The sequence below is a fragment of the Streptomyces sp. NPDC049970 genome (genome assembly GCF_040660235.1).
Taxonomy (GTDB): Bacteria; Actinomycetota; Actinomycetes; order Streptomycetales; family Streptomycetaceae; genus Streptomyces.
In genome coordinates this window covers 449,388-475,126 of record NZ_JBFALP010000003.1, presented here as the reverse complement: position 1 = coordinate 475,126, position 25,739 = coordinate 449,388, and the positions used below count along the sequence as shown (strand labels likewise).

Annotated in this window: 19 protein-coding genes; 2 read left to right on the top strand and 17 right to left on the bottom strand. The window is 70.9% G+C overall.

The features are described from left to right. Positions 1-31: 31 nt before the first annotated feature. The 8 genes from AB0I83_RS08350 to AB0I83_RS08315 form a co-directional block, all read right to left on the bottom strand. Complete coding sequence (locus AB0I83_RS08350; protein WP_363304046.1) at positions 32-3,118, bottom strand: glycoside hydrolase family 3 N-terminal domain-containing protein; 3,087 nt, start codon at positions 3,116-3,118, stop codon at positions 32-34. 85 nt (positions 3,119-3,203) lie between these two features. Next, on the bottom strand, positions 3,204-4,631 hold the full coding sequence (locus AB0I83_RS08345) for a GH1 family beta-glucosidase (RefSeq protein WP_363304045.1): 1,428 nt from the start codon (positions 4,629-4,631) through the stop codon (positions 3,204-3,206). A 52-nt stretch (positions 4,632-4,683) separates the two neighbouring features. After that, a complete protein-coding gene (locus tag AB0I83_RS08340; RefSeq protein WP_363304044.1) occupies positions 4,684-5,670 on the bottom strand; it encodes an ABC transporter ATP-binding protein in 987 nt (328 codons plus the stop codon). Further along, positions 5,667-6,692, bottom strand: coding sequence for an ABC transporter permease (locus AB0I83_RS08335; protein WP_363304043.1), 1,026 nt, complete (start codon positions 6,690-6,692; stop codon positions 5,667-5,669). The genes AB0I83_RS08340 and AB0I83_RS08335 overlap by 4 nt, the downstream gene beginning before the upstream one ends. Positions 6,693-6,696: 4 nt before the next feature. After that, the gene (locus AB0I83_RS08330) at positions 6,697-7,677 is read right to left on the bottom strand and encodes an ABC transporter permease (RefSeq protein WP_363304041.1); all 981 of its coding nucleotides are present in this window, start codon (positions 7,675-7,677) and stop codon (positions 6,697-6,699) included. Then, on the bottom strand, positions 7,674-8,729 hold the full coding sequence (locus AB0I83_RS08325; RefSeq protein ID WP_356531095.1) for an ABC transporter ATP-binding protein: 1,056 nt from the start codon (positions 8,727-8,729) through the stop codon (positions 7,674-7,676). Before AB0I83_RS08325 ends, AB0I83_RS08330 begins: the two co-directional genes overlap by 4 nt. Positions 8,730-8,748: 19 nt before the next feature. Next, positions 8,749-10,428, bottom strand: coding sequence for an ABC transporter substrate-binding protein (locus tag AB0I83_RS08320; protein ID WP_363304040.1), 1,680 nt, complete (start codon positions 10,426-10,428; stop codon positions 8,749-8,751). A gap of 80 nt (positions 10,429-10,508) precedes the next feature. Then, entirely contained in the window at positions 10,509-11,483 is a 975-nt protein-coding gene (locus tag AB0I83_RS08315) for a LacI family DNA-binding transcriptional regulator (RefSeq protein WP_356531092.1), read from the bottom strand. A gap of 269 nt (positions 11,484-11,752) precedes the next feature. On the opposite strand from AB0I83_RS08315, the gene AB0I83_RS08310 reads away from it, so the two are divergent. Further along, the gene (locus tag AB0I83_RS08310) at positions 11,753-13,621 is read left to right on the top strand and encodes a ricin-type beta-trefoil lectin domain protein (RefSeq protein ID WP_363304039.1); all 1,869 of its coding nucleotides are present in this window, start codon (positions 11,753-11,755) and stop codon (positions 13,619-13,621) included. 9 nt (positions 13,622-13,630) lie between these two features. On the opposite strand, the gene cimA is transcribed toward AB0I83_RS08310, so the two are convergent. From cimA to AB0I83_RS08265, 9 genes are all read right to left on the bottom strand, one after another. Continuing rightward, on the bottom strand, positions 13,631-15,238 hold the full coding sequence (gene cimA / locus AB0I83_RS08305) for a citramalate synthase (protein WP_356531089.1): 1,608 nt from the start codon (positions 15,236-15,238) through the stop codon (positions 13,631-13,633). A 278-nt stretch (positions 15,239-15,516) separates the two neighbouring features. Continuing rightward, positions 15,517-16,161, bottom strand: coding sequence for a TetR/AcrR family transcriptional regulator (locus AB0I83_RS08300; RefSeq protein ID WP_363304038.1), 645 nt, complete (start codon positions 16,159-16,161; stop codon positions 15,517-15,519). Between the two features lie 4 nt (positions 16,162-16,165). Next, the gene (locus AB0I83_RS08295; RefSeq protein WP_363304096.1) at positions 16,166-17,170 is read right to left on the bottom strand and encodes an agmatine deiminase family protein; all 1,005 of its coding nucleotides are present in this window, start codon (positions 17,168-17,170) and stop codon (positions 16,166-16,168) included. A 31-nt stretch (positions 17,171-17,201) separates the two neighbouring features. Continuing rightward, the gene (locus AB0I83_RS08290) at positions 17,202-18,884 is read right to left on the bottom strand and encodes an urease subunit alpha (RefSeq protein WP_363304037.1); all 1,683 of its coding nucleotides are present in this window, start codon (positions 18,882-18,884) and stop codon (positions 17,202-17,204) included. Next, entirely contained in the window at positions 18,884-19,573 is a 690-nt protein-coding gene (gene ureA, locus AB0I83_RS08285; protein ID WP_363304036.1) for an urease subunit gamma, read from the bottom strand. The genes AB0I83_RS08290 and ureA overlap by 1 nt, the downstream gene beginning before the upstream one ends. Positions 19,574-19,717: 144 nt before the next feature. Next, positions 19,718-20,821 carry a branched-chain amino acid aminotransferase gene (locus AB0I83_RS08280; RefSeq protein WP_363304035.1) on the bottom strand — a complete coding sequence of 368 codons (1,104 nt, stop codon included), beginning with the start codon at positions 20,819-20,821 and terminating at the stop codon, positions 19,718-19,720. Between the two features lie 294 nt (positions 20,822-21,115). Beyond that, a complete protein-coding gene (locus AB0I83_RS08275) occupies positions 21,116-22,159 on the bottom strand; it encodes a 3-isopropylmalate dehydrogenase (protein WP_363304034.1) in 1,044 nt (347 codons plus the stop codon). Between the two features lie 103 nt (positions 22,160-22,262). Beyond that, entirely contained in the window at positions 22,263-22,391 is a 129-nt protein-coding gene (locus AB0I83_RS08270; RefSeq protein ID WP_356531079.1) for a hypothetical protein, read from the bottom strand. A gap of 319 nt (positions 22,392-22,710) precedes the next feature. After that, a complete protein-coding gene (locus AB0I83_RS08265; RefSeq protein WP_363304033.1) occupies positions 22,711-23,310 on the bottom strand; it encodes a TetR family transcriptional regulator in 600 nt (199 codons plus the stop codon). 105 nt (positions 23,311-23,415) lie between these two features. On the opposite strand from AB0I83_RS08265, the gene AB0I83_RS08260 reads away from it, so the two are divergent. After that, positions 23,416-25,737 carry a glycoside hydrolase family 3 N-terminal domain-containing protein gene (locus tag AB0I83_RS08260; RefSeq protein ID WP_363304032.1) on the top strand — a complete coding sequence of 774 codons (2,322 nt, stop codon included), beginning with the start codon at positions 23,416-23,418 and terminating at the stop codon, positions 25,735-25,737. Positions 25,738-25,739: the final 2 nt, after the last annotated feature.

Genomic DNA, 25,739 nt, shown 5'->3' with positions numbered 1-25,739 from the left:
TCCCTCCCGTGTTGTTACGCGGCCCGTGTTGTTACGCGGCGCGGTACGCCGTGCGCAGCTTGGACACCGCGCCGGTCAGATCACCGGTGAGCAGCAGGTGGTCCGCCTCGGCGAACGGCTTGGACACCGCGGCGGCCGGCTCGCCGCCTGTCTTCTGCTGGACCAGGAACCTCGCCCGGTCCACGATCTCCTTGCCCGCGGCGGTCCTCCCGAGACCCGCCCGCTCGGCGAGCCGCGCGGCGACGGCGAGGGCGGTCAGCGCCGCCTCACCGCCCGAGGGTGGCTTCCGCAGGGTGGTCAGTCCCCAGCCGTAGGGGAACTGCGGGTCGTAGGCCGCGTCACCGACGTTGATCGGCAGCTGCGACTCCGACCGCGGCCAGGTCACCGGCAGCTGCCCGGTGAAGGCCCGCTTGCCGTAGAGGACGTCGGCGACGCCGTCGCCCTCGGTGCCGGGCAGCCAGGAGGCGACCAGCGCGTCGATGTCGCCGAGCCGGTCGCCGATGAGCTGCGGACGACCGGAGACGACGAGTACGGCGCACTCCATGGCGGCGCAGACCGTGTCGACGGCCTTCTTGTCGGCATCGGTGAGCTCCAGGTCGTGGCCGTTGCCCACGTCTCCGATGCCCTCGGCGTAGGGCTTCTCACCGACGACCACGACTCCGGCGTCGTACCCGCCGGTCGGGGCGGAGGCGTCCTCGGAGAAGGTGGCCGACGAGGTGTTCCTCTCGATGCCCTCCAGGATCGTCGTGCCCGTGGTGGTGGCACCGGAGGCGCCCTGCCAGCTCACCGTCCAGCCGCCGGCCTGGTTGCCGAGGTCGTCGGCGTTGGAGCCGGCGACGTACACGTTCTGGGACGCCTTGAGCGGGAGCACGGCGCCGTCGTTCTTCAGCAGCACCTGGGACTTGGCGACGGCCTCGCGGGCGACCGCGCGGTGTGCGGCCGATCCGACCTCGTCCAGGTTCGACGTGTCCGCGTACGGCTTCTCGAAGAGGCCGAGGCGGAACTTCTGGGTCAGGATCCGGGAGACCGCGTCGTCGATCCGGGCCTGGCCGATGCGGCCGGCGGCGACCTCGTCCTGGAGCGTCTTCGTGAAGTCCTGGTACGCGGTCGGGACCATGATCATGTCGAGCCCGGCGTTGACCGAGGTGCGGACGTCGCTCGCGTAGTCACCGGGGATCTGGTCGATGGCCTGCCAGTCGCTGATGACGAAGCCCTCGAATCCCATCCGGTCCTTGAGCACACCGTTGATCATCTCGGCGTTGGCGTGCATCTTGACCGGTCCCGCGTCGTCGCCGAGGACGTCCAGCGAGGAGTAGGACGGCATGACCGTGCCGACGCCGCGCTTCACGGACTCGGCGAACGGCGCGAGGTGGACGGCTTCGAGCTCCTGCCGGGTGACCTTCGTGACGCCCTGGTCGATGGTGTACGAGCCCGTGGTGGACGAGCCGAACTCCGTGCCGCCGTCGCCGACGAAGTGCTTGGCGCTCGCCAGCACCTTGTCGGCGCGGGCCAGGTCCTTGCCCGAAGGGCTGCCCTGCATGCCGGTGATGACCGTCTCCATGGCCTCGACCAGGGCGGGGTCCTCGCCGTACGCCTCGTAGGAACGGCCCCAGCGCTCGTCACGGGTGACGCACACGCAGGGGGCGAAGTCCCACGGGATACCGGTGGCGCGGACCTCGTTCGCGGTGACCGCGCCCGTCCTCTCCGCGAGCTTCGGGTCACGGCCGGCGCCGATGCCGATGTTGTGCGGCATGATCGTCGAGCCGATCACGTTGTTGTGGCCGTGCACCGCGTCCACGCCGTAGATCAGCGGGATCTGGAAGCGGGTCGTCTGGGCGCGCAGCTGGTAGGCGTCGACCATCTTCGCCCAGGCCTCGGGCGTGTTCGGGGTGGGTACGGAACCTCCGCCGGAGAGCAGCGAGCCGAGGTCGTACGCCGCGATGTCGCCCTGCGACCGGAGCGCGTTGCGCTCGGCCTGCGTCATCTGGCCCGCCTTCTCGGCGGGCGACATCCGCGAGAGGAGGTCCGCGACGCGCTTGCTCACCGGAAGCTTCGCGTTCTGGTACGCCAGACCGTGGGCGTCGATGACGACCTGCGGGTCCTCCTTGGGCGCCTTGGCCCCGGTGACGGTGAGCTCCAGCGGGATCGTCTCCGCCGGCTCGGCGCCCCTGTCCCTGGTGGTGGCCACGGAGACGGTGTGCGTGGTGCCGGACGCGGTGCCCGCGGGGAAGGTGTGGGTCCCGGTGACCGGCGTGTAGTCCTTGCCGGGCTCGGCGCTGCCGCCCTTGGTCGTGTACGCGACGGTGACGGGCTCCTCGATGGGGACGGAGCCGGTGGTGGCGACGGAGATCCTGATGTCCGCCCTGCCGCCCTCGGTGACGGGGTGGACCGCGGAGTCGATCACGACGCTCGACTTCAGGGCCGGGTCGGCCTTGCCGTACAGCTCGACCGCGTCCATGGCGAAGGAGCCGGGAGCGCCGGTCGGCAGGGTGAGCGCGTAGCCCCACATCTCGTTCAGGCCGAGGACCTGGTCGATGCCGCCGACGGGCTGGTAGTCGGTCCGGTAGACGAAGTCCGCGAAGGGGATCTCGACCTGGTGCCAGCCCTCCCAGTCGTCGGTGAAGGAGGTGGTCCACAGCTCGGAGGCGCCGCCGTTGGCACCGCCGTCCTTGATCTCGAAGTTGATCCGCTTGCCCGAACCGGGCGGCAGCGGCGCGGTGTTCTGCCCGTACCACCAGAAGCGGACGCCCTTGTGGGCGGTCCAGTCCTTCGGGGGCTGGTCCACCGCGAACTCGTGGCTGAGTCCGCCGTAGGCGCTGATGTCGTAGGTGCCCTGGAGGACCTTGGCGCCCTCGGGGGCGTCGGCGCGCTCCTCGAACTTCAGGGCGGGGTGGTCGTCCGCGTCGCCGCCCCAGGTGAAGAGCGAGTCGGCGGGCGGGTTGCCGAGCGGCACCTCGCCCTCGAAGCGGTCGACGAGGACGGGTGCGGGTTCGTCAGCGTCGGCGGCCGCGCTGGGGACGGCCCCGGCGAGGAGTGAGGCGAGGACGGCGGCGGCTGCGAGGCCGGCGGTCACCGGTCTCGCCCGGTGGCCTGCGCGGACGTGCGGCGTACGGGGCATGGACGGCTCTTCTCTGCTCCGGTGACGGTGACGGTGAGGGGCGGCGGGCGCGACCAGGACGACGTCGTACGGGAGGGCTGTCGTGTCAGTCCCGTACGGGCCGGTCGGTGCGGGCGTTCCGGGTGAGCCGGATCGTGTCGCGGTACCACTTGGCGCTGTCCTTGAGCGTCCGCGCCTGCGTGTCGTAGTCGACGCGGACGATGCCGAACCGCTTGTCGTACCCGTACGCCCACTCGAAGTTGTCCATCAGCGACCAGGCGAAGTAGCCCCGGACGTCGGCGCCCTGGCTGCGGGCCTCGGAGACGGCTGCGATGTGGTCGGCGAGATAGGCGGTGCGGCCGGTGTCGGGCACGGAGCCGTCGGCGGCGACGGTGTCGTCGAAGGCGGCCCCGTTCTCGGTGATGACGGTCGGCAGCGCGTAGTCGCGCTGGAGCCGCAGCAGCAGGGAGGTGAGTTCCTCCGGGGTGATCTCCCAGTCCATGGCGGTGCGGGGCAGGTCGCGTTCCACACCCCGCACGACGGGGAGGCCGTCGGCGCCGGTCGGCGAGCCGTCCTCGGTGACCCCGGAGAACAGGGCGCCGCGGTAGAAGTTGACGCCCAGGACGTCGAGGGGGGTGGCGATGGCGGCCAGGTCGCCTTCCTGGACGGGCAGTTCGATGCCCTGGGCCGCGAGGTCGTCGACGACGTCCTCGGGGTAGCGGCCGTGGACGATCGGGTCGAGGTAGAGGCGGGTGCCCATGCCGTCGGCGCGGCGGCAGGCGTCGCGGTCGGCCTCGCTGTCCGTCTCCGGGGTGGCGGTGCCGAGGTTGAGGGTGATGCCGAGCTCCAGCGGGCGGCTCCCCGCCGCCTCACGCATCTGCCGGGCGGCGAGGCCGTGGCCCAGGAGCAGGTGGTGGACGGCGCCCACGGCGTCGCCCATGTCGGTCCGGCCGGGGGCGTGCGCCCCGTAGGCGTATCCGAGCATCGCCGAGCACCAGGGCTCGTTGAGGGTCGTCCAGTGCTCGACCCGGTCACCGAGCGCCTCGTACGCGAGCGCGGCGTACTCCGCGAACCGCAGCGCGGTGTCACGGGCCGGCCAGCCGCCCGCGTCCTCCAGCTCCTGCGGCAGGTCCCAGTGGTAGAGGGTGATCCAGGGGGTGATGTCCCTGCCCCGGAGCTCGTCGACCAGCCGCTTGTAGAAGTCGAGGCCCTTGGCGTTGGCGGGGCCGCGGCCCCCCGGCTGGATGCGCGGCCAGGCGAGCGAGAAGCGGTAGGTGTCGACGCCGAGGCCGGCGATCAGCTCCACGTCCTCGGGCATCCGGTGGTAGTGGTCGCAGGCGACGTCGCCGTGCTCCGCGTTGTGCACGGCGCCCGGCACACGGCAGAAGGTGTCCCAGATGGAAGGGGTGCGGCCGTCCTGCGACGCGGCGCCCTCGATCTGGTACGAGGAGGTGGCGACGCCCCAGCGGAAGTCGGCGGGGAGTCCCTGGACGGCGGCGGGCTGAAGGCTGCTGCGGGGCGTGACGAGGTTCATCGGGACTCCGTAACTCCGTTGTGCTGCGGGGTGGTGAGCGGCGGGCGGACGGTCAGTGGTGCAGCCAGCAGGCGACTTCGCGGTTCTGTCCCGCGTCCGGCGGGGCGAGGACCGGGACCCGCTCGGAGCACGGCTCGAAGGCCTTGCCGCAGCGGGGGTGGAAGGCGCAGCCGGCGGGCATCGCGGACAGGTGCGGGGGTGAGCCCGGGATGCCGGTGAGCTCACGCCGGGGGCCGTGCAGCGCGGGGAAGGAGTGCAGCAGGCCGTCGCTGTAGGGGTGTCGGGGGTCGCGGTAGATCTCTGCCGCACCCGCCTGCTCCACGATCCGGCCGCCGTACATGATCGCGATGCGGTCGGAGAACTCGATCAGAAGCGAGATGTCGTGGGTGATGAACACGACGGAGAAGGAGAGCTGCTCCCTGAGCTGGACGAGCCTGCGCAAGATCTGACGCTGCATCACAACGTCGAGTGCGGTGGTCGGTTCGTCCATGATGACGATCTCGGGCTCCAGGGCGAGCGCCATCGCGATCATCACGCGCTGGCGCATGCCGCCCGAGAGCTGGTGCGGGTAGGCGGCCAGGCGGTCGGCCGAGATCCCCACCAGTTTGAGCAACTCCGCTGCCCGATCGGTCCGTTCGGCCTTGCGCATGCCGGGGCGGTGCGCCTTGAGCACGTCGGTGAGCTGGCTGTGGACGGTGTGCACCGGGTTGAGCGAGTTCATCGCCCCCTGGAACACGATCGACAGCTCCTGCCAGCGGAAGGCGCGCAGCTCGTCCGGGGAGAGCGAGAGGATGTCGACGGGCTCGGCGCCCGGCCGGTGGTAGCGCACGCCGCCGCCGGTGATCACCCCGGGCGGGGAGAGCAGCCGGGTGACGGCGTAGGCCAGGGTGGACTTGCCCGAGCCCGACTCGCCTGCCAGACCGAGGACTTCGCCGCGGTGCAGGGTCAGGTCGATGTCCCGGAGCGCGTGCACGCCGCTCGCGCCGGTGCCGTAGTCGACGTTCAGGCCGCTGATGGTGAGGATCGGCTCGGCGGTCATGCGGAGTGCTCCTTGCTGGACGTGCCGGACGGCTCGGGCGCGGGGGCTCCGGTGCGGCCGGGAGGCGTGGCCGCACGTGCCACGGGGGTGAAGCCGACCCGCATCCGCACCTTGCGGTCGGCACCGCCGGCGGTGCGCAGGCGCGGATTGACGAACTCGTCGATGCCGAAGTTGATCAGGGCGAGCGCGGTGCCCAGCAGGGCGATGCAGAGGCCGGCCGGGACGAACCACCACCAGGCTCCCTGGGCCAGCGCCTGGTTGGACTGGGCCCAGAAGAGCACGGTGCCCCAGTTCCAGTGGGAGATGTCGGCCACGCCGATGAAGGCGAGGGTGATCTCCGAGAGGATCGCGAAGATGACGGTGCCGACGAAGCCGGACGCGATCACGGCGGTGAGGTTCGGCATGATCTCGAAGAGGATGATCCGCCAGGTCGACTCGCCGGTGGCGCGGGACGCCTCGACGTAGTCGCGGCGCCTCAGGGACAGCGTCTGGGCGCGCAGGACCCGAGCGCCCCAGGCCCAGGACGTGAGCGCGATGACGGCGGCGATCAGCAGGTCGCCGGTGTCCTCGACGAAGCTCGCGATGATGATGATCAGCGGCAGTCCGGGGATCACCAGGAAGACGTTGGAGAGCATCGAGAGGAGCTCGTCGGCCGCGCCGCCGAGGAAGCCCGCGCTGACGCCGATGAGCACCGACAGCACGGTGGCGAGGAATCCGGCGAGGAACCCGACGAGCAGCACCCCGCGGGTGCCGACGAGGATCTGCGAGAGGACGTCCTGCCCGGTGTGGGTGGTGCCGAACCAGTGCTCGCCGGACGGCGGCTGGAGCAGCTGGTCGCTCATCGCGTCCGGGTCGTACGGGGCGAGCCAGGGGCCGATGACGGCGATCAGCAGGAAGAACGCGAGGATGGCCAGGCCGGTGCGGGTCTTGCCTCCGCGCAGGAAGCGGAACCGGGCCCGGCCGGCCGCCGCGGGGGTGGGCGGATCGTCCAGTACGGCGACGTCGGTGGCTGCGACGGACATGGTGTCACGCCTCCTTGCGGGTGCGGGGGTCGAGGAGGGCGTAGGCCATGTCGGCCAGCAGGTTCGCGGCGAGCACCGAGAGCGTGATGATCAGGAAGACGCCCTGCATCAGGGGGTAGTCCTTCGCGCCGACCGCCTGGAGGAGGCGGAAGCCGATACCCGGGTAGTTGAAGACCATCTCGACCAGCAGGGTGCCGCTCACGATGAAGCCCAGGGAGAGCGCGAAGCCGGAGATGTTGGGCAGCACCGCGTTGCGGGCCGCGTAGGCGAACATCACCCGCCGCTCGGAGAGCCCCTTGGCCTGCGCCACCATGACGTAGTCCTCCGAGGAGACGGTCACCATCATGTTGCGCATGCCGAGGATCCAGCCGGCCACGGCGCTGAGCACGATCGTCACCCCGGGCAGCACACCGTGGTACAGGGCGCTGGAGATGAACGGCCAGTCGAAGGCCGGGACCAGGGAGCTGTCGTAGCCGCCCTCGAAGGGGAACAGCGGCCACTTCACGGCGAACAGCGCGATGGCGATGAGGCCGAGCCAGAAGTAGGGCACGGACGAGATGAAGGTGGTGACGGGCAGCAGGCCGTCCAGCCAGGAGCCGCGCCGCCAGCCGCTGTAGACGCCGATACCGGTGCCGAGCAGGAAGCTGATCAGGGTCGTGATGCCGACCAGGGCGAGCGTCCAGGGAAGCGCGTCGGAGAGCACCTCGCTCACCGGGGTCGGGAAGTAGGTGAAGGACAGGCCCAGGTCGCCGTCCAGCAGGCTCGACCAGTAGTCGGTGTACTGCGACCAGAGCGACTGGTTCTCGTCGAGGCCGAACAGTGCCTTCAGCGAGGCGATCGCCGTGGTGTCGAGCTGGCCCTGGTAGCGGCTCATCAGGGCCTCGACCGGGTCGCCCGGCATGAGGCGCGGGATGAGGAAGTTGATCGTGATGGCGGCCCACGCGGTGACGGCGTAGAAGGCGAGACGCTGGAGTACGTACTTCACTTCGCAGCCCCCTGCGCGGTCGTGCCGTCGTACAGCCAGCACGCGGCCCACTGGCCGTCCGCCAGGTCGAAGCGCGGCGGCAGTTCGGTGCGGCAGCGCTCCATGGCCTTCGGGCAGCGGGGGTGGAAGCGGCAGCCGTCGGGCGGGGCGATCAGTGAGGGCGGCTCGCCGCTCCCCGCCTCCTCCTGGTCCTCCTCGTCGGCGACCCGGTCGGGGTCGGGCGCGGAGGCGATCAGCAGCTGGGTGTAGGGGTGGGCGGGGTGCTGGGTGACGGTCTCGCTGTCCCCGCCCTCCACGATCCGGCCGGCGTACATCACCAGCGTGGTGTCGGCGAAGTACCGTGCGGACGCGATGTCGTGGGTGATGTAGAGGATCGCGAGGTGCAGCCGCTCCTTGAGGTCGCGCAGCAGGTTGAGGACACCGAGCCGGATCGACACGTCGAGCATCGACACCGGCTCGTCGGCCAGCAGCACCTGCGGGTCGGCGCCGAGCGCGCGCGCTATCGCGACGCGCTGGCGCTGCCCTCCCGACAGCTCGTGCGGGAACTTGTCCAGGAACTGATGAGGAGGGGTCAGCTGGACGCGTTCCAGCAGGGCGGCCAGGTTCTTCTCCAGGTCCGTCTCCCCGCTGCCCGCCCGGCCGTGGATCCTCAGCGCCCGGGTGAGGTGGTAGCGCACGGTGTGCACCGGGTTCAGCGAGGCGAACGGGTCCTGGAAGATCAGCTGGACCTGCTTCACGTATCGGACGAAGGACCGGCCACGTCCCGCCTTCACCGCCGTACCGCCCAGGTGTACCGCGCCCTCGGTGAGCGGGTACAGCTGGGCGAGCAGCCGTGCGACGGTGGACTTCCCGGAGCCCGACTCCCCCACCAGGGCCGTGACGGTGCCGCGCCGGAGCTTCAGCGAGACGTCGTCGACGGCGTGGACGGTACGACGTCTGCGGGCGAGGATGTCGCCCGCCGTGCGGCGTACGGGGAAGTGCTTGGTGACTCCGCGTGCTTCGAGCACCACGTCGTTCGCGGTGCGCACGTCTGCGGACTGTTCGGTGGTCATGGCCGGTTCTTCCCCGTACTTACTTGGCGGGCTTCAGGTTCAGCACGACTTCCAGCGCATCGGGCTGGGTGTGCTGCGGGGCGGCGTAGGGGTCCTGCTCCGTCGGCCAGCCGACCCAGTTCTTCGTGGAGTACTCGGCGCCTATCGGGGCCGCGGCCGTCGGGATGACCGGCGCCTGCTCGACCATGATCTTCTGGAGGGTGTCCATGGACCTGGTGCGGGCGGCGTCGTCGGTGGCATTGGCGTACTCCTTCAGCGCCGCGGTGGCCTCGGGGCTCTTGAAGCGGCCGAAGTTGCCGAGCTGGGAGGTCTTGCCGACCGGCTGGAGTATCGCCCCGTCCATGATGTTCTGGTACATGTCGTAGGGCGTGGCACCGCTGTTGGTCCAGTGCAGGGTGGCGTCGAAGTTGCCGGTGGCGACGTCGGTGCCCCAGGCCTCGGCGGTCTGCGTCTTGACCTTGGCCTCGATCCCCAGCTGCTTGATGTTGTCCTTGATGATGGAGAGCCCGGTGATGTAGTCGTTCCAGCCGGCCGGGTCGGTGAAGGTGAGCTCGACCGGCTTGCCGCCCGGGTCCTTCAGGACGCCGCCGCTGAGCTTGAATCCGGCCTCGTCGAGGATCTTCTTGGCCCCGGCGACGTCGGGCTCAGTGGTGGCGCTCTTGTACTCGGGGGCGAGGAAGGGCTCGCCGGCGGGCAACGGTATGCCGGTCGGGTTGCTGATCTCCGGGTAGAGGGTGGCCTGGGCCTGCACGTGGATCGCCTTGCGGTCCACGACCATGGCCATCGCCTTGCGCAGCGCGGGGTTGTCGAACGGCTTGCGGGCGGTGTTGAACCACAGGCCGTGGATGCCGAGGCCGGAGGGGAACCACAGCTTGTGGTTCTTCGGGTCCTTGGCGACGTACAGCTGCTTGTAGTTCGGCATGAAGACGAACGACCACTCGACCTTGCCGTTGGCCAGCGCGGTCGTCGCCGCGCTGTTGTCGTTGTACGCGGTGTAGCGCAGCTCCTTGACCTTGGTCTCGCCCTTCCAGTAGGTGGGCGTCGCGGTCAGGGTGGTGGTCTGCGGGGTGAACGTCTTCAGCTTGTACGGGCCGGAGCCGACCGGGGTGCGGTTGGGCCAGGTCTCCGGGTTCTCGACCTTCTCCCAGATGTGCTTGGGGACGACGTAGGTCGTGATGATCTTGTTCTGGTTGACGAACTGCGACTCCTTGAAGGTCAGTACGACCTTCTCGCCCTCGACCGTGATCCCGTCGTACGGGATGCCGTTGCCGTTGAGCGCCGGGTGCTTCTTGAGCAGTTCGAAGGTGAAGGCGACGTCGGCCGCGGTGAGCGGCTTGCCGTCGGCCCACTTGGCGCGCTTGTCGAGCGTGAAGGTGAGCTTGGTGAAGTTCGCCTCCCAGTCCCACGCGGTCGCCAGCCACGGGTCCGCCTTGTCCGTGGGGCGGATCTGGTTCGTCATCGCCAGCGGCTCGTAGATCATGAAGCGGTAGCCGAGGGTGGCGCCGGCCGAGGTCGCGAGGAACGGGTTGCTGTTGTTCGTCTGCGGTCCGTCCGGCTTGCCGAGGGTCAGTACGCCGGAGGCACCCGCTCCGCCCCCCTTGTTGGCGCCCGAGTTGGCGGACGAGCAGCCGGCGGCGAGCGCGACCACGGCAGTGGCGGCTGAGAGCGCTCTCAGGGTGTGACGACGGCGTACGGACATGGCGACTCCAGGAGGACTGCGGGTCTGGGAGATCCGGCGGGTTCGGGGATGCGGGCGGGTGACCGGCAGGGCCGGGACCGTTACGGCGCCGATCGGCGCACGACCAGTTCGGTGGGCAGCACGACCGGTCCGTCCGGTACGGCGGTGCCGCCGAGGTGGGAGAGCAGCAGGTGGGCCGCGGCCTCGCCCATCCGCCGCGTGGGCTGATGCACGGTGGTCAGCGGCGGTTCGGTGTGTTCGGCCATCGGGATGTCGTCGAAGCCGACCACCGCGACATCGTCGGGCACGCGGCGGCCGGCGGCCCGCAGGGCCCGCAGGACCCCCGCCGCGCTGATGTCGTTGAGGGCGAAGACGGAGTCGAACTCCACTCCCCTCGCCAGGAGTTCCTCCACGGCGAGACGCCCCCGGCTCTCGGTGAAGTCCCCGTCCACGACCAGCTCGGTGGGCAGGACCGAACGGAAGCCGGCGAGCCGGTCGCTCACGCAGCCGAAGTGCCTCGGCCCGGTGACGACCAGGGGTCTGGTGCGCCCCGCGGCTCGCAGATGGCGGGCGGCGGAGGCACCCCCTTCGTGATTGGTGGTCACGACGGACGCGAATTCGGGGTGGTGGCCCCGATCGTCGATCAGCACGATCGGCAGACCCGAGCGGTGCAGTGCGGTGAGCTGGTCGAGGGTGTTCTCCGGTTCGACGACGACGAGTCCGTCGAAGGCGCGCGCCGACACCTGGGTGGTGAAGCGCTCGACGGACTCGGCACCCCGGTTGCAGGTGAAGAGCAGCAGCCCGTAGTCCGCCGCCTCGACGGTGTCCACGACGCCCTGGAGCACCTCCCCCATCCACGGCCAGGTGAGCGTGGGCACGAGCATCCCGACCGTACGGCTCCTGCCGCGGGCCAGCCCGACGGCTCCCGAGCTGGGTACGTAGCCGAGGTTCGCGATCACTTCACGAACGCGGGCGGCCGTCGAGCCGTCCACTTCGCCCTTGAGGTTGATGACCCGCGACACGGTCGTCTTGCTGACGCCGGCCTCGCGGGCGACATCGGCGATGGTGACACGCAACGGAGCCTCCAGGGACAAGGCAGGACAGGGGGTTCGGTACCGGTTCCGGAACCGGTACCGGCGTTGCGGCTGGAGTTAACCCCGCCGGAACAGGGGCGTCAATACTTCACGCCGAGATTGGTCCGTACCCATGATCGAAGCGGGTCCGGCGGGGCTTCCGTTCACCTCTTGAACGAGCTGCCCTCTTGACGCGGACACGTAACAGCAGTTCACTCACGGCTCGTTCGGAGGCACTTCCCCCACGCCCCTGCCGAGAAAGGCAGCAGCCCATGATTCGGACAAGCAGAGCGGCGAGAGTCCTCGTCGCGACCACCCTCGCGACCGCCGGCCTCGCCGGGCTCTCCTCCGGTACCGCACAGGCCGCCGGTGAGACCGTGAACATCGTGCTGACCACCACGGACGACTCGGGCGGCCGGCACGTCACCCGCGGACTCCAGGCGCAGACACCGGTCGCCTTCGGCGACGGCAACGGCGGCCAGGGCACGAACATCACCGTCGACGAGAACACCCGCTACCAGACGTTCACCGGCGGCGGCGCCTCGTTCACGGACACGGCTGCCTGGCTGATGAAGGGCAGCGGGGCGCTGAGCCAGGCGACCCGGGACGCGACGATGAAGAAGCTCTTCTCGCCCACGGAGGGCATCGGGCTCTCCTTCGTGCGCAATCCGATGGGCGGATCCGACCTGGCCCGGTTCGGCTACACCTACGACGACATGCCGGCCGGGCAGACGGACCCGGGTCTCGCCAACTTCTCGATCGCACATGATCTGCAGGACGTACTGCCCCTCACCAAGCAGGCGGAACAGCTCAACCCCGCCCTGACGACGGTCGCCTCCCCGTGGACGGCGCCGGCCTGGATGAAGGACAACGGGCAGCTGAACGGCGGCTGGCTGAAGGCCGAGAACTACGGTGCCTACGCGGACTACTTCGTGAAGTACCTCCAGGCGTGGAAGGCCCAGGGCGTCCCGGTCGACTACGTCACCGCGCAGAACGAGCCGACCTGCTGCTCCGGCTATCCGTCGATGAGCTGGAACGGCTCGGGGCTCGCCTACTTCACCAAGAGCGAGCTGCTGCCGAAGCTGCAGTCCGCGGGCCTGGCCACCAAGGTGCTGGCGCACGACTGGAACTGGGACAGCTACGACGCGTACGCCGCGCCCACCGTCGACGACCCGGCCGTACGCAGCCACCCGAACTTCGGCGGGGTCGCCTGGCACGGCTACGGCGGCGACGTCTCGAAGCAGACGGCGGTGCACGACCGGTACCCGCAGACGGACGCCTTCCAGACCGAGCACTCGGGAGGCACGTGGATCGCCGACCAGCAGCGCGAGGACATGCTCAACATCATCGACTACACCCGCAACTGGGCGAAGTCGGTCACCAAGTGGTCGCTCGCCGTCGACCAGGACCGCGGCCCGCACAACGGCGGCTGCGGCACCTGCGACGGGCTGGTCACCGTGCACAACGGGGACGGCAGGCACGGCCAGGTCGACTACACGATCGAGTACTACACGATGGGCCACCTGACGAAGTACGTCCGGCCCGGCGCCGCCCGCATCGCCTCGACCGGCAGCTCGACGGTGCCCAACGTGGCCTGGCGCAACCCGGACGGCTCGAAGGCCCTGATCGCCTACAACGGTTCGGCGTCGGCGCAGCAGGTCACCGTCAACTGGGGCGGGCAGAAGTTCACCTACGCCCTGCCCGGACGCACCTCGGCGACGTTCACCTGGGCGGGCACCCAGTCGGGCTCGTCGGGCAGCAGCGGCGCGCTCACCGGCGTGGGCGGCAAGTGCCTGGACGCCACGGGCAGCAGCGGCTCGGACGGGACCCCGGTCCAGATCTGGGACTGCACCGGCGCGGCCAACCAGAAGTGGACGGTCCCCGGCGACGGGTCAGTCGGGGTGCTCGGCGCCTGCCTGGACGTCACCTCCGGCTCGACGGCCGACGGAGCAAAGGTCCAGCTGTACACCTGCAACGGCTCGGGAGCGCAACGCTGGACGTACGACTCCTCGACCGGTGACGTCGTCAACACGGCGGCGGGCAAGTGCCTGGACGTGACCGGCCGGTCATCGGCGAACGGGGCGCGCCTCCAGATCTGGACCTGCACCGGAGCCGCCAACCAGAAGTGGCGGCTCCGGTAGCCGGCGGGGTCAGTCGGTGGGCTCGACGCCCGCGCGCAGCAGGCCGTAGGTGTACGCGTCCTCCAGGGCCTGCCACGACGCGGCGATGACGTTCTCGGCCACGCCGACCGTGGCCCAGTCACCGGATCCGTCACCCGTGGTGATCAGCACCCGGGTGGTGGATTCGGTGCCCGTCCGGCCCTCCAGGATGCGGACCTTGTAGTCGACGAGCTCAAGCTTGGCCAGCTGCGGGTAGATACGCTCCAGGCCGACGCGCAGCGCCCTGTCGAGGGCGTTGACCGGGCCGTTGCCCTCGGCGGTGGCGACGATGCGCTCGCCCTTGGCCCAGAGCTTCACGGTCGCCTCGTTGGCGTGGGTGCCGTCGGGGCGGTTCTCGACGATGGCCCGCCAGGACTCGACACGGAAGTAGCGGCGGGGCCTGCCCTCGACCTCGGTGCGCAGCAGCAGTTCGAAGGACGCGTCGGCGGCCTCGTAGGTGTAGCCCTTGAGCTCGCGCTCCTTGACCCGCTCGACGACACGTCCGACGAGCGCGCGGTCGCCTCCCAGGTCGATGCCGAGCTCCTTGCCCTTGAGCTCGATGGAGGCGCGGCCCGCCATGTCGGAGACGAGCATGCGCATGGTGTTGCCGACGCGCTCCGGGTCGATGTGCTGGTAGAGGTCCGGGTCGACCTTGATCGCGGAGGCGTGGAGTCCGGCCTTGTGCGCGAAGGCGGACACACCCACGTACGGCTGGTGGGTGGAGGGCGTGAGGTTGACGACCTCGGCGATGGCGTGGGAGATGCGGGTCATGTCGGCGAGCGCGCCCTCGGGCAGCACGGCCTTGCCGTACTTGATCTCCAGCGCGGCGACGACCGGGAAGAGGTTGGCGTTGCCGACGCGCTCGCCGTATCCGTTGGCGGTGCACTGCACGTGCGTGGCGCCCGCGTCCACGGCGGCCAGGGTGTTGGCGACGGCACAGCCCGTGTCGTCCTGGGCGTGGATGCCGATCCGGGCGCCGGTGTCGGCGAGCACAGTGGAGACGACGGCCTGGATCTGGGCGGGGAGCATGCCGCCGTTGGTGTCGCAGAGGATGACCACGTCGGCGCCGGCCTCGGAGGCGGTGCGCACGACCGACTTGGCGTACTCGGGGTTCGCGCGGTAGCCGTCGAAGAAGTGCTCGCAGTCGACGAAGACGCGGCGGCCCTGTTCCCGGAGGTGGGCGACGGTGTCGCGGACCATCTCCAGGTTCTCGTCGAGGGTGGTGCGCAGGGCCAGTTCGACATGGCGGTCGTGCGACTTGGCCACCAGCGTGATCACCGGGGCGCCCGACTCCAGCAGCGCCTGGACCTGCGGGTCGTCGGCGGCGGATCCACCGGCCCTGCGGGTGGCTCCGAACGCGACGAGCCGGGCGTGCCGGAAGTCGATCTCCTGTCGGGCGCGCGCGAAGAACTCGGTGTCACGCGGGTTGGCGCCGGGCCAGCCGCCCTCGATGAAGCCCACGCCGAAGTCGTCCAGGTGCCGGGCGATGGTCAGCTTGTCCGCGACCGTCAGGTTGATGCCTTCACGCTGCGCACCGTCGCGCAGGGTGGTGTCGAAGACGTGGAAGGTGTCATCGGGGGCCGTTGCCTTGGTGGTCATGCTGATCTGACTCCTGTCGGGTGAGCGGATCCGGACGAATCGGCTCCACTTGCCCCCATCCTCTCGCGGGCCTCGCCCCGGCCGTGGTGTGGGCCGGAAAACGAAAAAACCCCTCGCGGGTGCGAGAGGTCTGCGCGCGGGTCTGGGGCACGATGTCCGTTCCGTACGTGGTGGTACGGGACGGTCACTGCGGACCGGCGCGCCTGCTGCCGGTAATCATGGCGAACGAGGACACGGGAGCAGTCTGGCACAGCGGCGCCCCCGGGTCCCGGCCCGTCTCAGGATGCGGGCGTGACGTCCGTCGTGGGGGCGGGCCCGCCGTGGGGCGCGAGGGTCTCGTCCACGTGGTCGCGCAGCTGCTCCAGGACCTGGTCCCGCCCGGTGCCGGGGATGCCGACCGCGACGTGGACGCTGAACCCGTCCATCAGGGCGCGCATCCGCGTCGCGGCACGGCCGGTGTCCACGGCACGGAACTCGCCGCGCGCGACGCCGTCGGCCAGCAGCTCCACCAGGTCGCGGTGCCAGGCGTCCTCGATGGCGGCCTGCCGGGCACGGGCGTCGTCGTCGGCGCCCTGGGAGCGGTTCCAGACCTCCAGCCAGAGCGTCCAGTGCGGGTCGCGGTGGCCGTCGGGGACGTACAGCGCGATGTAGGCGTCGAGCCGCGCACGCACGGGGCCAGGGGCCGCGAGCAGGGACGCGCGTTCGGTACCGAGCCGGGCCTCGCTCCACTCCAGGGTCCGCAGCAGCAGCTCGTCCTTGGTGCGGAAGTAGTAGAGGAGGTGGCCGCTGCTCATCCCGACCTCGCGGCCGAGCCCCGCCATGGTGAGTCCGTCGAGCCCTCGCCGGGCGACGGTGGCCATGACGGCGGCGAGCACGTCCTCCCTCGGCGGGGCGATGTTGCGGCGGCGCGGGGCAGGGGTCACGGTGTCAGATCCTGGGCTGTTGCTGCGTGATGCAGTGGATGCCTCCACCACCGGCAAAGATCGTACGGGCGTCGACGGACGTCACCGTACGGTCGGGGAACAGGTCGCGGAAGACCGCTGCCGCCTCCTCGTCCCTCGGGTCGTCGAAGGCGCAGAGCACCACCCCGCCGTTGCAGAGGTAGTGGTTGATGTACGAGTGGTCGGCCCACCCGCCGTCCTCGCCCCGCGGGGCCGTGGGCGCCGCGATCTCCACCACCTCCAGCGGGCGGCCTCGCGCGTCGGTGGCGGCCCGCAGGATCGCGGTCGTCGTGCGGGTGATCTCGTGGTCCGGGTGGGAGGGGTCGGGCTGGACGTGGGCGACGACGACCCCGGGGCGGGCGAAGGCGGCGACGATGTCGACGTGGCCGAGCGTGCCGAAGGTGCCGTAGTCACCGGTCAGACCGCGCGGCAGCCAGATGGCCTTCTCGGTGCCGAGCCGGGCGTGGATCTCGTCCTCGACGGCCTGCCGGGTCCAGCCGGGGTTGCGTTCCCTGCCCAGCTGGACGGTCTCGGTGAGCAGCACCGTGCCCTCTCCGTCGACGTGGATCGCCCCGCCCTCGTTGACGAGCGGCGAACTGTGCACGGGGACGCCGGCGAGTTCGGCGACGCCCCGGGCGATGTGCCGGTCGTGCTCCCACCGGGCCCAGCTCTGTGCGCCCCAGCCGTTGAACGTCCAGTCCACGGCGGCCAGACGGCTGCCGTCGGTGACGAAGGTCGGGCCGATGTCCCGCATCCAGGCGTCGTCGAGGGGCCGGACGGTGGTCTCGATGTCCGGGCCCAGGAGCTCGCGCGCGCCGTCCTGCTGTCCGGGGCCGACGACGACGGTGACGGGCTCGAAGCGGCGTACGGCACGGGCGACGGCGGCCCAGGCCGCACGGGCCCCGTCGAGCTCCGCGCCGGTGGCGAAGGTCGGGTTGGGGCCGGGCCAGGCCATCCAGGTGCGCTCGTGCGGGGCCCACTCGGGCGGCATACGGAAGGTCACGGCGGGTCCTCGGCTCTTTCTAGAGGAAGTAGAGGCGGTTGAGGGTCACGGACTCGGCGGCCGGTGAGCGCAGGGGCTCCCCGTCGAGGGTGACGAGCCCGCTGTCACCGTTCACCTCGACCTTGCCCGTACGGGAGTTGAGGTGCAGGTCGGCGGGCCCGATGCCCCGCGTGCCCCGGACGGCGACCCGGCGGCGGCGGGTCGGCATCAGGTCGGAGCCGAGCTGGGTGGCCGCCTCCGCGACGAAGGCGACGGAGAGATCGGCGGGCGTGGCCCCGTACGCCCCGAACTGCGGCCCGAGGACCAGGGGTTCGCAGGCGTCGGTGGCGGCGTTGGGGTCGCCGGTGACGCCGTAGGCGGGGAAGCCGGATTTGAGGACCAGTTGGGGCTTCGCGCCGAAGAACTCGGGGCGCCAGAGGACGATGTCGGCGAGCTTTCCCGTCCCGATGGAGCCGATCTCGTGGGACAGGCCGTGGGCGATGGCGGGGTTGACGGTGAGTTTGGCGATGTAGCGCAGGACCCGTGCGTTGTCGTCGTCGGGTCCGTCGCCGTCCATGGGGCCCAGCTCGGCCTTCATCTTGGCGGCCATGGCGAGGGTGCGGCGCACGGTTTCGCCGGCTCGTCCCATGCCCTGGGCGTCGGAGGAGGTGATGCCGATGGCGCCGAGGTCGTGCAGGACGTCTTCGGCTCCCATGGTGCCGGCGCGGATGCGGTCGCGTGCCATGGCGGCGTCGCCGGGGAGGTCGGTCTTGAGGTCGTGGACGGAGACGATCATTCCGTAGTGCTCGGCGACGGCGTCGCGGCCGAAGGGGAGCGTCGGGTTGGTGGAGGAGCCTATGACGTTGGGGACTCCCGCCATCTTCAGGACGTTGGGGACGTGTCCGCCGCCGCAGCCCTCGATGTGGAAGGCGTGGATGGTACGCCCCTCCAGGACGCTGAGGGTGTCCTCGACGGAGAGGCATTCGTTCAGTCCGTCGCTGTGGAGTGCGACCTGGACGTCGTGTTCCTCCGCGACCCGCAGCGCGGTGTCCAGTGCGCGGGTGTGGGCGCCCATGTCCTCGTGGACCTTGAAGCCGCAGGCTCCGCCTTCGGCGAGGGCCTCGGTCAGGGGTGCGTGGTGGGAGGAGGAGCCGCGGGCCAGGAAGCCGATGTTGACGGGCCAGGCGTCGAAGGCGTTGAAGGCGTGGCGCAGGGCCCAGGGGGAGTTGACGCCGACGCCCCAGACGGGGCCGAACTCCTGGCCGATGATCGTGGTGACGCCGGAGGCCAGGGATGCCTCCATGATGCGGGGGGACAGGAGGTGGACGTGCGGGTCGACGGCTCCGGCCGTGGCGATGAGTCCCTCGCCCGGGACGATGGTCGTGCCGGTGCCGACGACGACGTCGACACCGTCGAGGGTGTCGGGGTTGCCGGCGCGGCCGACGGCGCTGATGCGGCCCTCGCGGATGCCGATCGAGACCTTGCGGATGCCGAGGACGGCGTCGATGACCAGGACGTTGCTGATGACCACGTCGCAGGTCCCGCGGACGGCGGCGGCCTTGAGGTGCAGGCCGTCGCGGGCGGTCTTGCCGAACCCGGCGAGGAACTCCTCCCCCGGCCGCTGGGCATCGGACTCGACGCGCACGGTCAGTCCGGAGTCGCCGAGCCTGACCCGGTCCCCGGCCCGCGGCCCGTGCACGGAGGCGTACTCGTACGGATCCATCAGCGCTCCTCCCCGGCTCCGAGGTAGCCGCAGGCCGCCGCCCTGCGCAGCGCCTCCTCCTTCGCGCCCGGCGCGTCCAGCCGTCCGTCCACGAGTCCGGCGAAGCCGATCGCGATGCGGGCACCACCGATGGGGACCAGCGGCGCCTCGGCGCTCTCCCCCGGGCCGAAGCGGACGGAGGAGCCTGCCGGCACGGCCAGCCTCATCCCGTACGCCGCCGCGCGGTCGAAGTCCAGCCGGGGGTTGGCCTCGAAGAAGTGGAAGTGGGACGTCACGCTGACCGGCACGGTCGCGGTGTTGCGTACGGTGAGCCGCACGGCGGGCTCCCGTCCGGGCGTCGTGGGGCCGGGGACGAGCGCACCGGGCGCCGCGTCGCCGAGCGTGCCGTCGCCGAGTGGCCGGGTGACCACCGCGAGGCGCGAGCCGTCGTCGAACACGGCCTCCACCTGGACCTCGGTGACGACCTCCGCCACGCCGGGCAGCACGTCGCCGGGCCCCAGCACGGTCCGGCCCGCCTCGATCGCCTCGGCCAGCCTGCGCCCGTCCCGGGCGGCCTCGCAGACGGCGTCCGCGATCAGCGCGGTCGCCTCCGGGACGTTGAGCCGCAGGCCGCGGGCTCGCCTGGCCCTGGCCAGTTCGGCAGCGCCGAAGAGCAGCAGCCGGTCGCGTTCGGTCGGGGTCAGTCGCACGTCACCGCACCTCCTGGTTAGAGCATCACTCTAACCAGGCTTCGAGCGGCGCTCGAACCCCGGGCCCCGCACCGGCCGCCGGGTACGACGAAGGCCGCGCCCCCGGCGTCGGTCTCCAGGGGGCGCGGCCTTCACGTGCGCCGGTCAGCCGAGCCGGTGCATCCAGCCGTGGGTGTCCTCGGCGATGCCCCGCTGGATGTCCAGCAGGCGCTCGCGCAGCTTCACGGTGACCTCGCCGGGCGTACCGTCGCCCTGGGTCCACTCGCCGTCCGCGGACTTCACGGTGCCGACGGGGGTGATGACGGCGGCGGTGCCGCAGGCGAAGACCTCGGTGAGGGTGCCGTTCGCGGTGTCGGCGCGCCACTGGTCGATGGAGACGCGCCCCTCCTCGGAGGCGTAGCCGAGGTCCTCGGCGACGGTGAGCAGGGAGTCGCGGGTGACGCCCGCGAGCAGCGAGCCGGTGAGGGAGGGGGTGACGATCCGCTTGCCGCCGCCCTCCCGCTCGTACACGAAGTAGAGGTTCATGCCGCCGAGTTCCTCGACCCACTTGTGCTCGACGGCGTCGAGGTAGGCGACCTGGTCGCAGCCCTTCGCGGCGGCCTCGGCCTGCGCGAGGAGGGAGGCGGCGTAGTTGCCGCCGGTCTTGGCGTCGCCCACGCCGCCCGGAACGGCGCGCACCCGGTCCCGGGAGAGCCAGATCGAGACCGGCTTCACACCGCCGGGGAAGTAGGCGCCGGCCGGAGAGGCGATGACGAGGAAGAGGTACTGGTTGGCGGGCCGCACACCGAGACCGACCTCGGAGGCGATCATGAACGGGCGCAGGTAGAGGGACTCCTCACCGCCGTGCTCCGGAACCCACGCCTGGTCCTGGGTGACGAGGGCGTCGCAGGCCTCGATGAACGTCTCGACCGGCAGCTCGGGCATCGCGAGCCGGGAGGCCGAGCGCTGGAAGCGCCGGGCGTTGGACTCCGGGCGGAAGGTGGCGACCGAGCCGTCGGGCTGCCGGTACGCCTTGAGGCCCTCGAAGATCTCCTGCGCGTAGTGCAGGGTCATGTTGGCCGGGTCCATCGAGAGCGGCCCGTACGGCACGAGCTGGGCGTCGTGCCAGCCGCGCCCCTCGGTCCAGCTGATCGTCACCATGTGGTCGGTGAAGTAGCGGCCGAAGCCGGGGCTGACCAGGATCGCCTCGCGCTCCGCGTCGGACAGCGGGTTCGAGGAGGGCTTGAGCTCGATCGTGGGCGTAGTCATGAGTGCGTGTCCTTCACCGGTCTCGTGTGTGATGGACCGCGCTCGCGCCCTCCCTCCCGGCGGCTGCCGGGCGGGTCGTAGGACGTCCGAGCTCTACCACGAGCCGCGGTCCCGCGTTCGATTATCTCCCGGGGGCGGCTCTGCACGAAATGACGTGTTTGGGGCAAGGCTCACAACGGCCGACTGCGGTGACGCGAGAACGCGGTCCAGGGGTCGATGGTTGCACCCGGGGACCGCGAGGTGAAGCCGCCGGGTGCGGTTGCGACCCGGCGGCTTCGAAGTGGAGGCGTCGGGTCAGCTCGCTACGCGTACCGCGAGCGCGTCGCCGATCTCGTCGGTGGTGCGGGCGTTCCCTCCGTCACGCTCCGCCAGGTCGGCGGAAACGGCCTCCTCGATGCGCACGGCCTCGGTCTCGTAACCGAGGTGGCGCAGCAGGAGGGCGACGGAGAGGATCGTGGCCGTCGGGTCGGCCTTGCCCTGGCCCGCGATGTCCGGCGCGGTGCCGTGGACCGGCTCGAACATGGACGGGAAGGCGCCCGTGGGGTTGATGTTGCCGGACGCGGCCAGGCCGATGCCGCCGGTCACGGCAGCGGCGAGGTCGGTGAGGATGTCACCGAAGAGGTTGTCGGTGACGATGACGTCGAAGCGCTCGGGCTGCGTGACGAAGAAGATCGTCGCGGCGTCGACGTGCAGGTAGTCGGTAGCGACCTGGGGGAACTCGGCAGCGACCCGGTCGAAGGTGTTCTTCCACAGGTGGCCGGCGTGCACGAGGACGTTGTTCTTGTGGACCAGCGTCAGCTTCTTGCGCGGGCGGGCCGCGGCACGCGCGAAGGCGTCGCGCACGACGCGCTCGACACCGTAGGCCGTGTTGACGCTGACCTCGGTGGCGATCTCGTGCTCCGTGCCGGTGCGCAGGGAACCGCCGTTGCCCGTGTACGGGCCCTCGGTCCCCTCGCGGACGACGACGAAGTCGATCTCCGGACGTCCGGCGAGCGGTGTCGCCGTGTTCGGGAAGAGCTTCGACGGCCTCAGGTTGATGAAGTGGTCGAAGGCGAAGCGGAGCTTCAGCAGCAGCCCCCGCTCCAGCACGCCCGACGGTACGGACGGGTCGCCGATGGCGCCGAGCAGGATGGCGTCGTGGCCCTTGAGCGCTTCGAGCTCCGCGTCCGGAAGGGTCTCACCGGTGCGGTGCCAGCGCTGGGCCCCGAGGTCGTACTCCCTGGTCTCCAGCTTCACATCCTGCGGGAGAACAGCGTTGAGGACCTTGAGGCCCTGGGTGACGACCTCCTGGCCGATACCGTCGCCGGGGATCACTGCGAGATCGATGCTGCGAGACATAGGGACAGACTAGCCGTCCGTCCCACCCCATGACATCCGTTGTCCACGATACGGACAGTCACTCCCGCGCACGGCGGATGTCACGAGGCGGGACCAGGCACCGTCAGTGGCCGGTCGACCCGCCGTTGTCCCGGCGGTCGAGGGCGCGCTGCAGGGCCGCGGCGGCGTTCCTGCGGTCCGAGTCGGTGGGACGGGCGGTGTGACGGACGCGGCGGACAGTGGTCTCGGCCATGAGGGATCGACTCCTTGGGATCGCGTGGATTTCTGGATCAGGACTTCGTGAGGGACGGCTTGCCGGCGCGTATCGGGATCGCACCGGATGCCGGGACCTGATTTTCGAGGTTCTCGAGGCGCCGCAAGGGCGGGGAGCGAATACCGCAGGGGTTGCCTGCTTCGGGGCACGCTCTCGACCGCCGTCGCTGGATCAGCGATTCGTTCGGCTCCTACAAAGCTAGGACAGTCCGGGCCATCTGTCTCTACAGATACTCGGACTTCCTACTATCTGAGACGGCGGCGCGAGCGGAGGGTGCTACACGAACCGCCCCGGACCCTCAGAGATCCACGGTCAGCTGCGCCTGGATGTGGGCACGCAGGACGCCGGCCATGTCCGTCCCGCAGCCGCCGAGCAGCCACTGGACCTGGAGTCCGTCCATCAGGGCGATCAGCTGCCGGCCCGCGTCGGCAGGAGCGACACCGTCCCGCAGCGCACCGTCCCCGCGCGCCTGTTCGTACGCGATCCGGGCGCCGGCGACGGAGTTCTCGTAGCGGCGTACGAAGTACGCGTGGGCGGGGTGGTCGGCGGCGGTCGCCTCGGCGGAGACCACCGAGAACAGCTCGACGATCCCGCGCCGCGTGGAGTTCAGCGAGGCAAGCTCGGCGAACCGGCGCAGCCGGTCCACACCCGTGGTGCCGCCGACCGAGAGCCACACGTCGTCCACGTCGTCCCGGTGTTCGAGCACCGCGAGCAGCAGGGCCTCCTTGGTCGGGAAGTGGTGCAGCAGTCCGGTGTGCGAGATGCCGCACCGGGTGGCGATCACCCGCAGCGACGCACCCCGGTAGCCGGCCTCGCCGAACAGGGACATGGCCTGGTCGAGGATCTCGCGCCGCTTCGCGCGGCCCTTCGCGTAGCCACGCCGCGCCTCGGCGGTCACTCGCCACTCTCCCGCTCCGCCGGCATCGGTTCCGGCCGGCACTTGGTCACATCGGATTTCGGTCCGGCCCCCGGAGATACCTACCAGGTGGTCGGGATTGACTCTATGGTGAATCCGAACCGTGTCGCGAAAGGACCCCCCGTGTCCCCCTCCCTGCCCTACCTCGACCCCTCGCTCCCCGTCGCCGAGCGGGTCGACGACCTCCTCGGCCGCATGACCCTGGCCGAGAAGTCCGGTCAGATGCTCCAGCTGAACGCCAAGGACGGGGTACGCCACCTCATCGAGGACCTGCACGCGGGTTCGATACTCCACGCGTCGCCCGAGCGGGTGCGCGAGGCGGCGGCGCTCACGGAGCGGACCCGGCTGCGCATCCCGCTGCTGGTCGCCGAGGACTGCATCCACGGCCACTCCTTCTGGGAGGGGGCCACGATCTACCCCACGCAGCTCGGTCTCGCCGCCACCTGGGACCCCGCCCTCGTGGAGCACGTCGCCAGGGCCACGGCGGTCGAGGTCTCCGCGACGGGCGTCCACTGGACGTTCTCGCCGGTGCTCTGCATCACCCGGGACCTGCGCTGGGGCCGGGTGAGCGAGACGTTCGGCGAGGACCCCTTCCTCATCGGCGAGCTGGCCTCGGCGATGGTGCGGGGCTACCAGGGCGAGGGCCTGGACGACCCGACGGCGGTCCTGGCCTGCGCCAAGCACTTCGCCGGCTACTCCGAGACGCAGGGCGGCCGCGACGCCAGCGAGGCCGACATCTCCCGGCGCAAGCTCCGCTCCTGGTTCCTCCCCCCGTTCGAGCGGGTCGCCCGCGAGGGCTGCCGCACCTTCATGCTCGGCTACCAGTCCATGGACGGGGTGCCGATCACCGTCAACGACTGGCTGCTGAACGAGGTGCTGCGCGGTGAGTGGGGCTACACCGGCACGCTGGTCACGGACTGGGACAACGTCGGCCGCATGGTGTGGGAACAGAAGGTCTACGCCGACCACACCCAGGCGGCGGCAGCGGCGGTCCGGGCGGGCAACGACATGGTGATGACCACCCCGCAGTTCTTCGAGGGCGCCCAGAACGCCGTCGCCGAGGGCACGTTGGACGAGTCGGACATCGACGCCGCGGTACGGCGCGTCCTGACCCTGAAGTTCGAGCTCGGACTCTTCGAGGACCCGCGGCACCCGGACGCCGCCCGGCAGGCCGAGGTCATCGGCAGCAGCGGGCACACCGCGCTGAACCTGGAGGCCGCCCGCCGCTCGCTGGTGCTGCTCACCAACGACGGCACGCTGCCGCTGGCCGGCGGGCTCGCGCCGGGACGGGACGGACGCGCCGCCGCCGGTTCCACGCCGCGCACGGTCGCCGTCGTGGGGCCCAACGCCGACGACGCGCAGAACCAGCTGGGTGACTGGGCGGGGTCGTCCGGCCAGGCCGACTGGCTGCCCGACGGCCACCCGCGCCCCATGATCCGTACCGTGCTCGACGGCTTCCGCGCGCACGTCCCCGGGGACTGGAGCGTCACCTACGCCCCCGGCGCCGAGATCCTGACCGTCGGGCCCGACCCGGAGGGCGCGTTCTTCCCGGACGGCCAGCCCCGCCCCGACGTCGTCGTGCCCTCGGAGCCGTCCGACACCCTGATCGGTGAGGCGGTCGCTGCGGCCGAGGCAGCCGACCACGTCGTCGCCGTGGTGGGTGACCGCATCGAGCTGGTCGGCGAGGGCCGTTCGACCGCGACGCTCGAACTCGTGGGCGACCAGGTGGCGTTGCTCGACGCACTGGCCGCGACCGGCAAGCCGTTGGTCGTCGTGGTCATCAGCTCGAAGCCGCTGGTCCTGCCGCCGTCCGCGCTCGGTGCGGCCGCGATCGTGCACGCCTTCAACCCGGGGATGCAGGGCGGCCGTGCCGTGGCGGAGGTGCTGCTCGGTCTCGTGGAGCCGTCGGGGCGGCTGCCCGTCTCGTTCGCCCGTCACGCCGGGCAGCAGCCGACGTACTACAACCAGATCCGGGGCCAGCACGGCAGCCGGTACGCCGACCTCACCCAGCGTCCCGCATTCGTGTTCGGCGAGGGTCTGAGCTACACGACCGTCGAGTACTCCGGCCTTGAGGTGCTGACGGCGAGCGTCGGCGAGAGCGACATCCTGCGGGCGCGCGTCACCGTGCGCAACACCGGCGCGCGGCCGGCCCTGGAGACCGTGCAGGCGTACATCTCCGACACCGTGACCTCCGTGACCTGGGCCGAGAAGGAGCTCAAGGCCTACCGCCAGGTGACGCTCGCCCCGGGCGAGGCGCGCGAGGTGCTGCTGGAACTGCCGGTCGCGGAGTGCACCCTCGTCGACGCGACGGGCCGCCGTGTCGTGGAGCCGGGCGCCTTCGAGCTGCTGGTGGGCCCCTCCTCGCGCGACGACGCCCTGCTGCGCGCGGGCTTCACCGTGAAGGGCTGAGG

Bases quoted from the DNA above. Each gene is read 5' to 3' on its own strand.
- AB0I83_RS08350 (WP_363304046.1), bottom strand. From the start codon at position 3,118: ATGCCCCGTACGCCGCACGTCCGCGCAGGCCACCGGGCGAGACCGGTG.
- AB0I83_RS08345 (WP_363304045.1), bottom strand. From the start codon at position 4,631: ATGAACCTCGTCACGCCCCGCAGCAGCCTTCAGCCCGCCGCCGTCCAG.
- AB0I83_RS08340 (WP_363304044.1), bottom strand. From the start codon at position 5,670: ATGACCGCCGAGCCGATCCTCACCATCAGCGGCCTGAACGTCGACTAC.
- AB0I83_RS08335 (WP_363304043.1), bottom strand. From the start codon at position 6,692: ATGTCCGTCGCAGCCACCGACGTCGCCGTACTGGACGATCCGCCCACC.
- AB0I83_RS08325 (WP_356531095.1), bottom strand. From the start codon at position 8,729: ATGACCACCGAACAGTCCGCAGACGTGCGCACCGCGAACGACGTGGTG.
- AB0I83_RS08320 (WP_363304040.1), bottom strand. From the start codon at position 10,428: ATGTCCGTACGCCGTCGTCACACCCTGAGAGCGCTCTCAGCCGCCACT.
- AB0I83_RS08310 (WP_363304039.1), top strand. From the start codon at position 11,753: ATGATTCGGACAAGCAGAGCGGCGAGAGTCCTCGTCGCGACCACCCTC.
- cimA (WP_356531089.1), bottom strand. From the start codon at position 15,238: ATGACCACCAAGGCAACGGCCCCCGATGACACCTTCCACGTCTTCGAC.
- AB0I83_RS08295 (WP_363304096.1), bottom strand. From the start codon at position 17,170: ATGCCGCCCGAGTGGGCCCCGCACGAGCGCACCTGGATGGCCTGGCCC.
- AB0I83_RS08290 (WP_363304037.1), bottom strand. From the start codon at position 18,884: ATGGATCCGTACGAGTACGCCTCCGTGCACGGGCCGCGGGCCGGGGAC.
- AB0I83_RS08280 (WP_363304035.1), bottom strand. From the start codon at position 20,821: ATGACTACGCCCACGATCGAGCTCAAGCCCTCCTCGAACCCGCTGTCC.
- AB0I83_RS08275 (WP_363304034.1), bottom strand. From the start codon at position 22,159: ATGTCTCGCAGCATCGATCTCGCAGTGATCCCCGGCGACGGTATCGGC.
- AB0I83_RS08270 (WP_356531079.1), bottom strand. From the start codon at position 22,391: ATGGCCGAGACCACTGTCCGCCGCGTCCGTCACACCGCCCGTCCCACC.
- AB0I83_RS08260 (WP_363304032.1), top strand. From the start codon at position 23,416: ATGGTGAATCCGAACCGTGTCGCGAAAGGACCCCCCGTGTCCCCCTCC.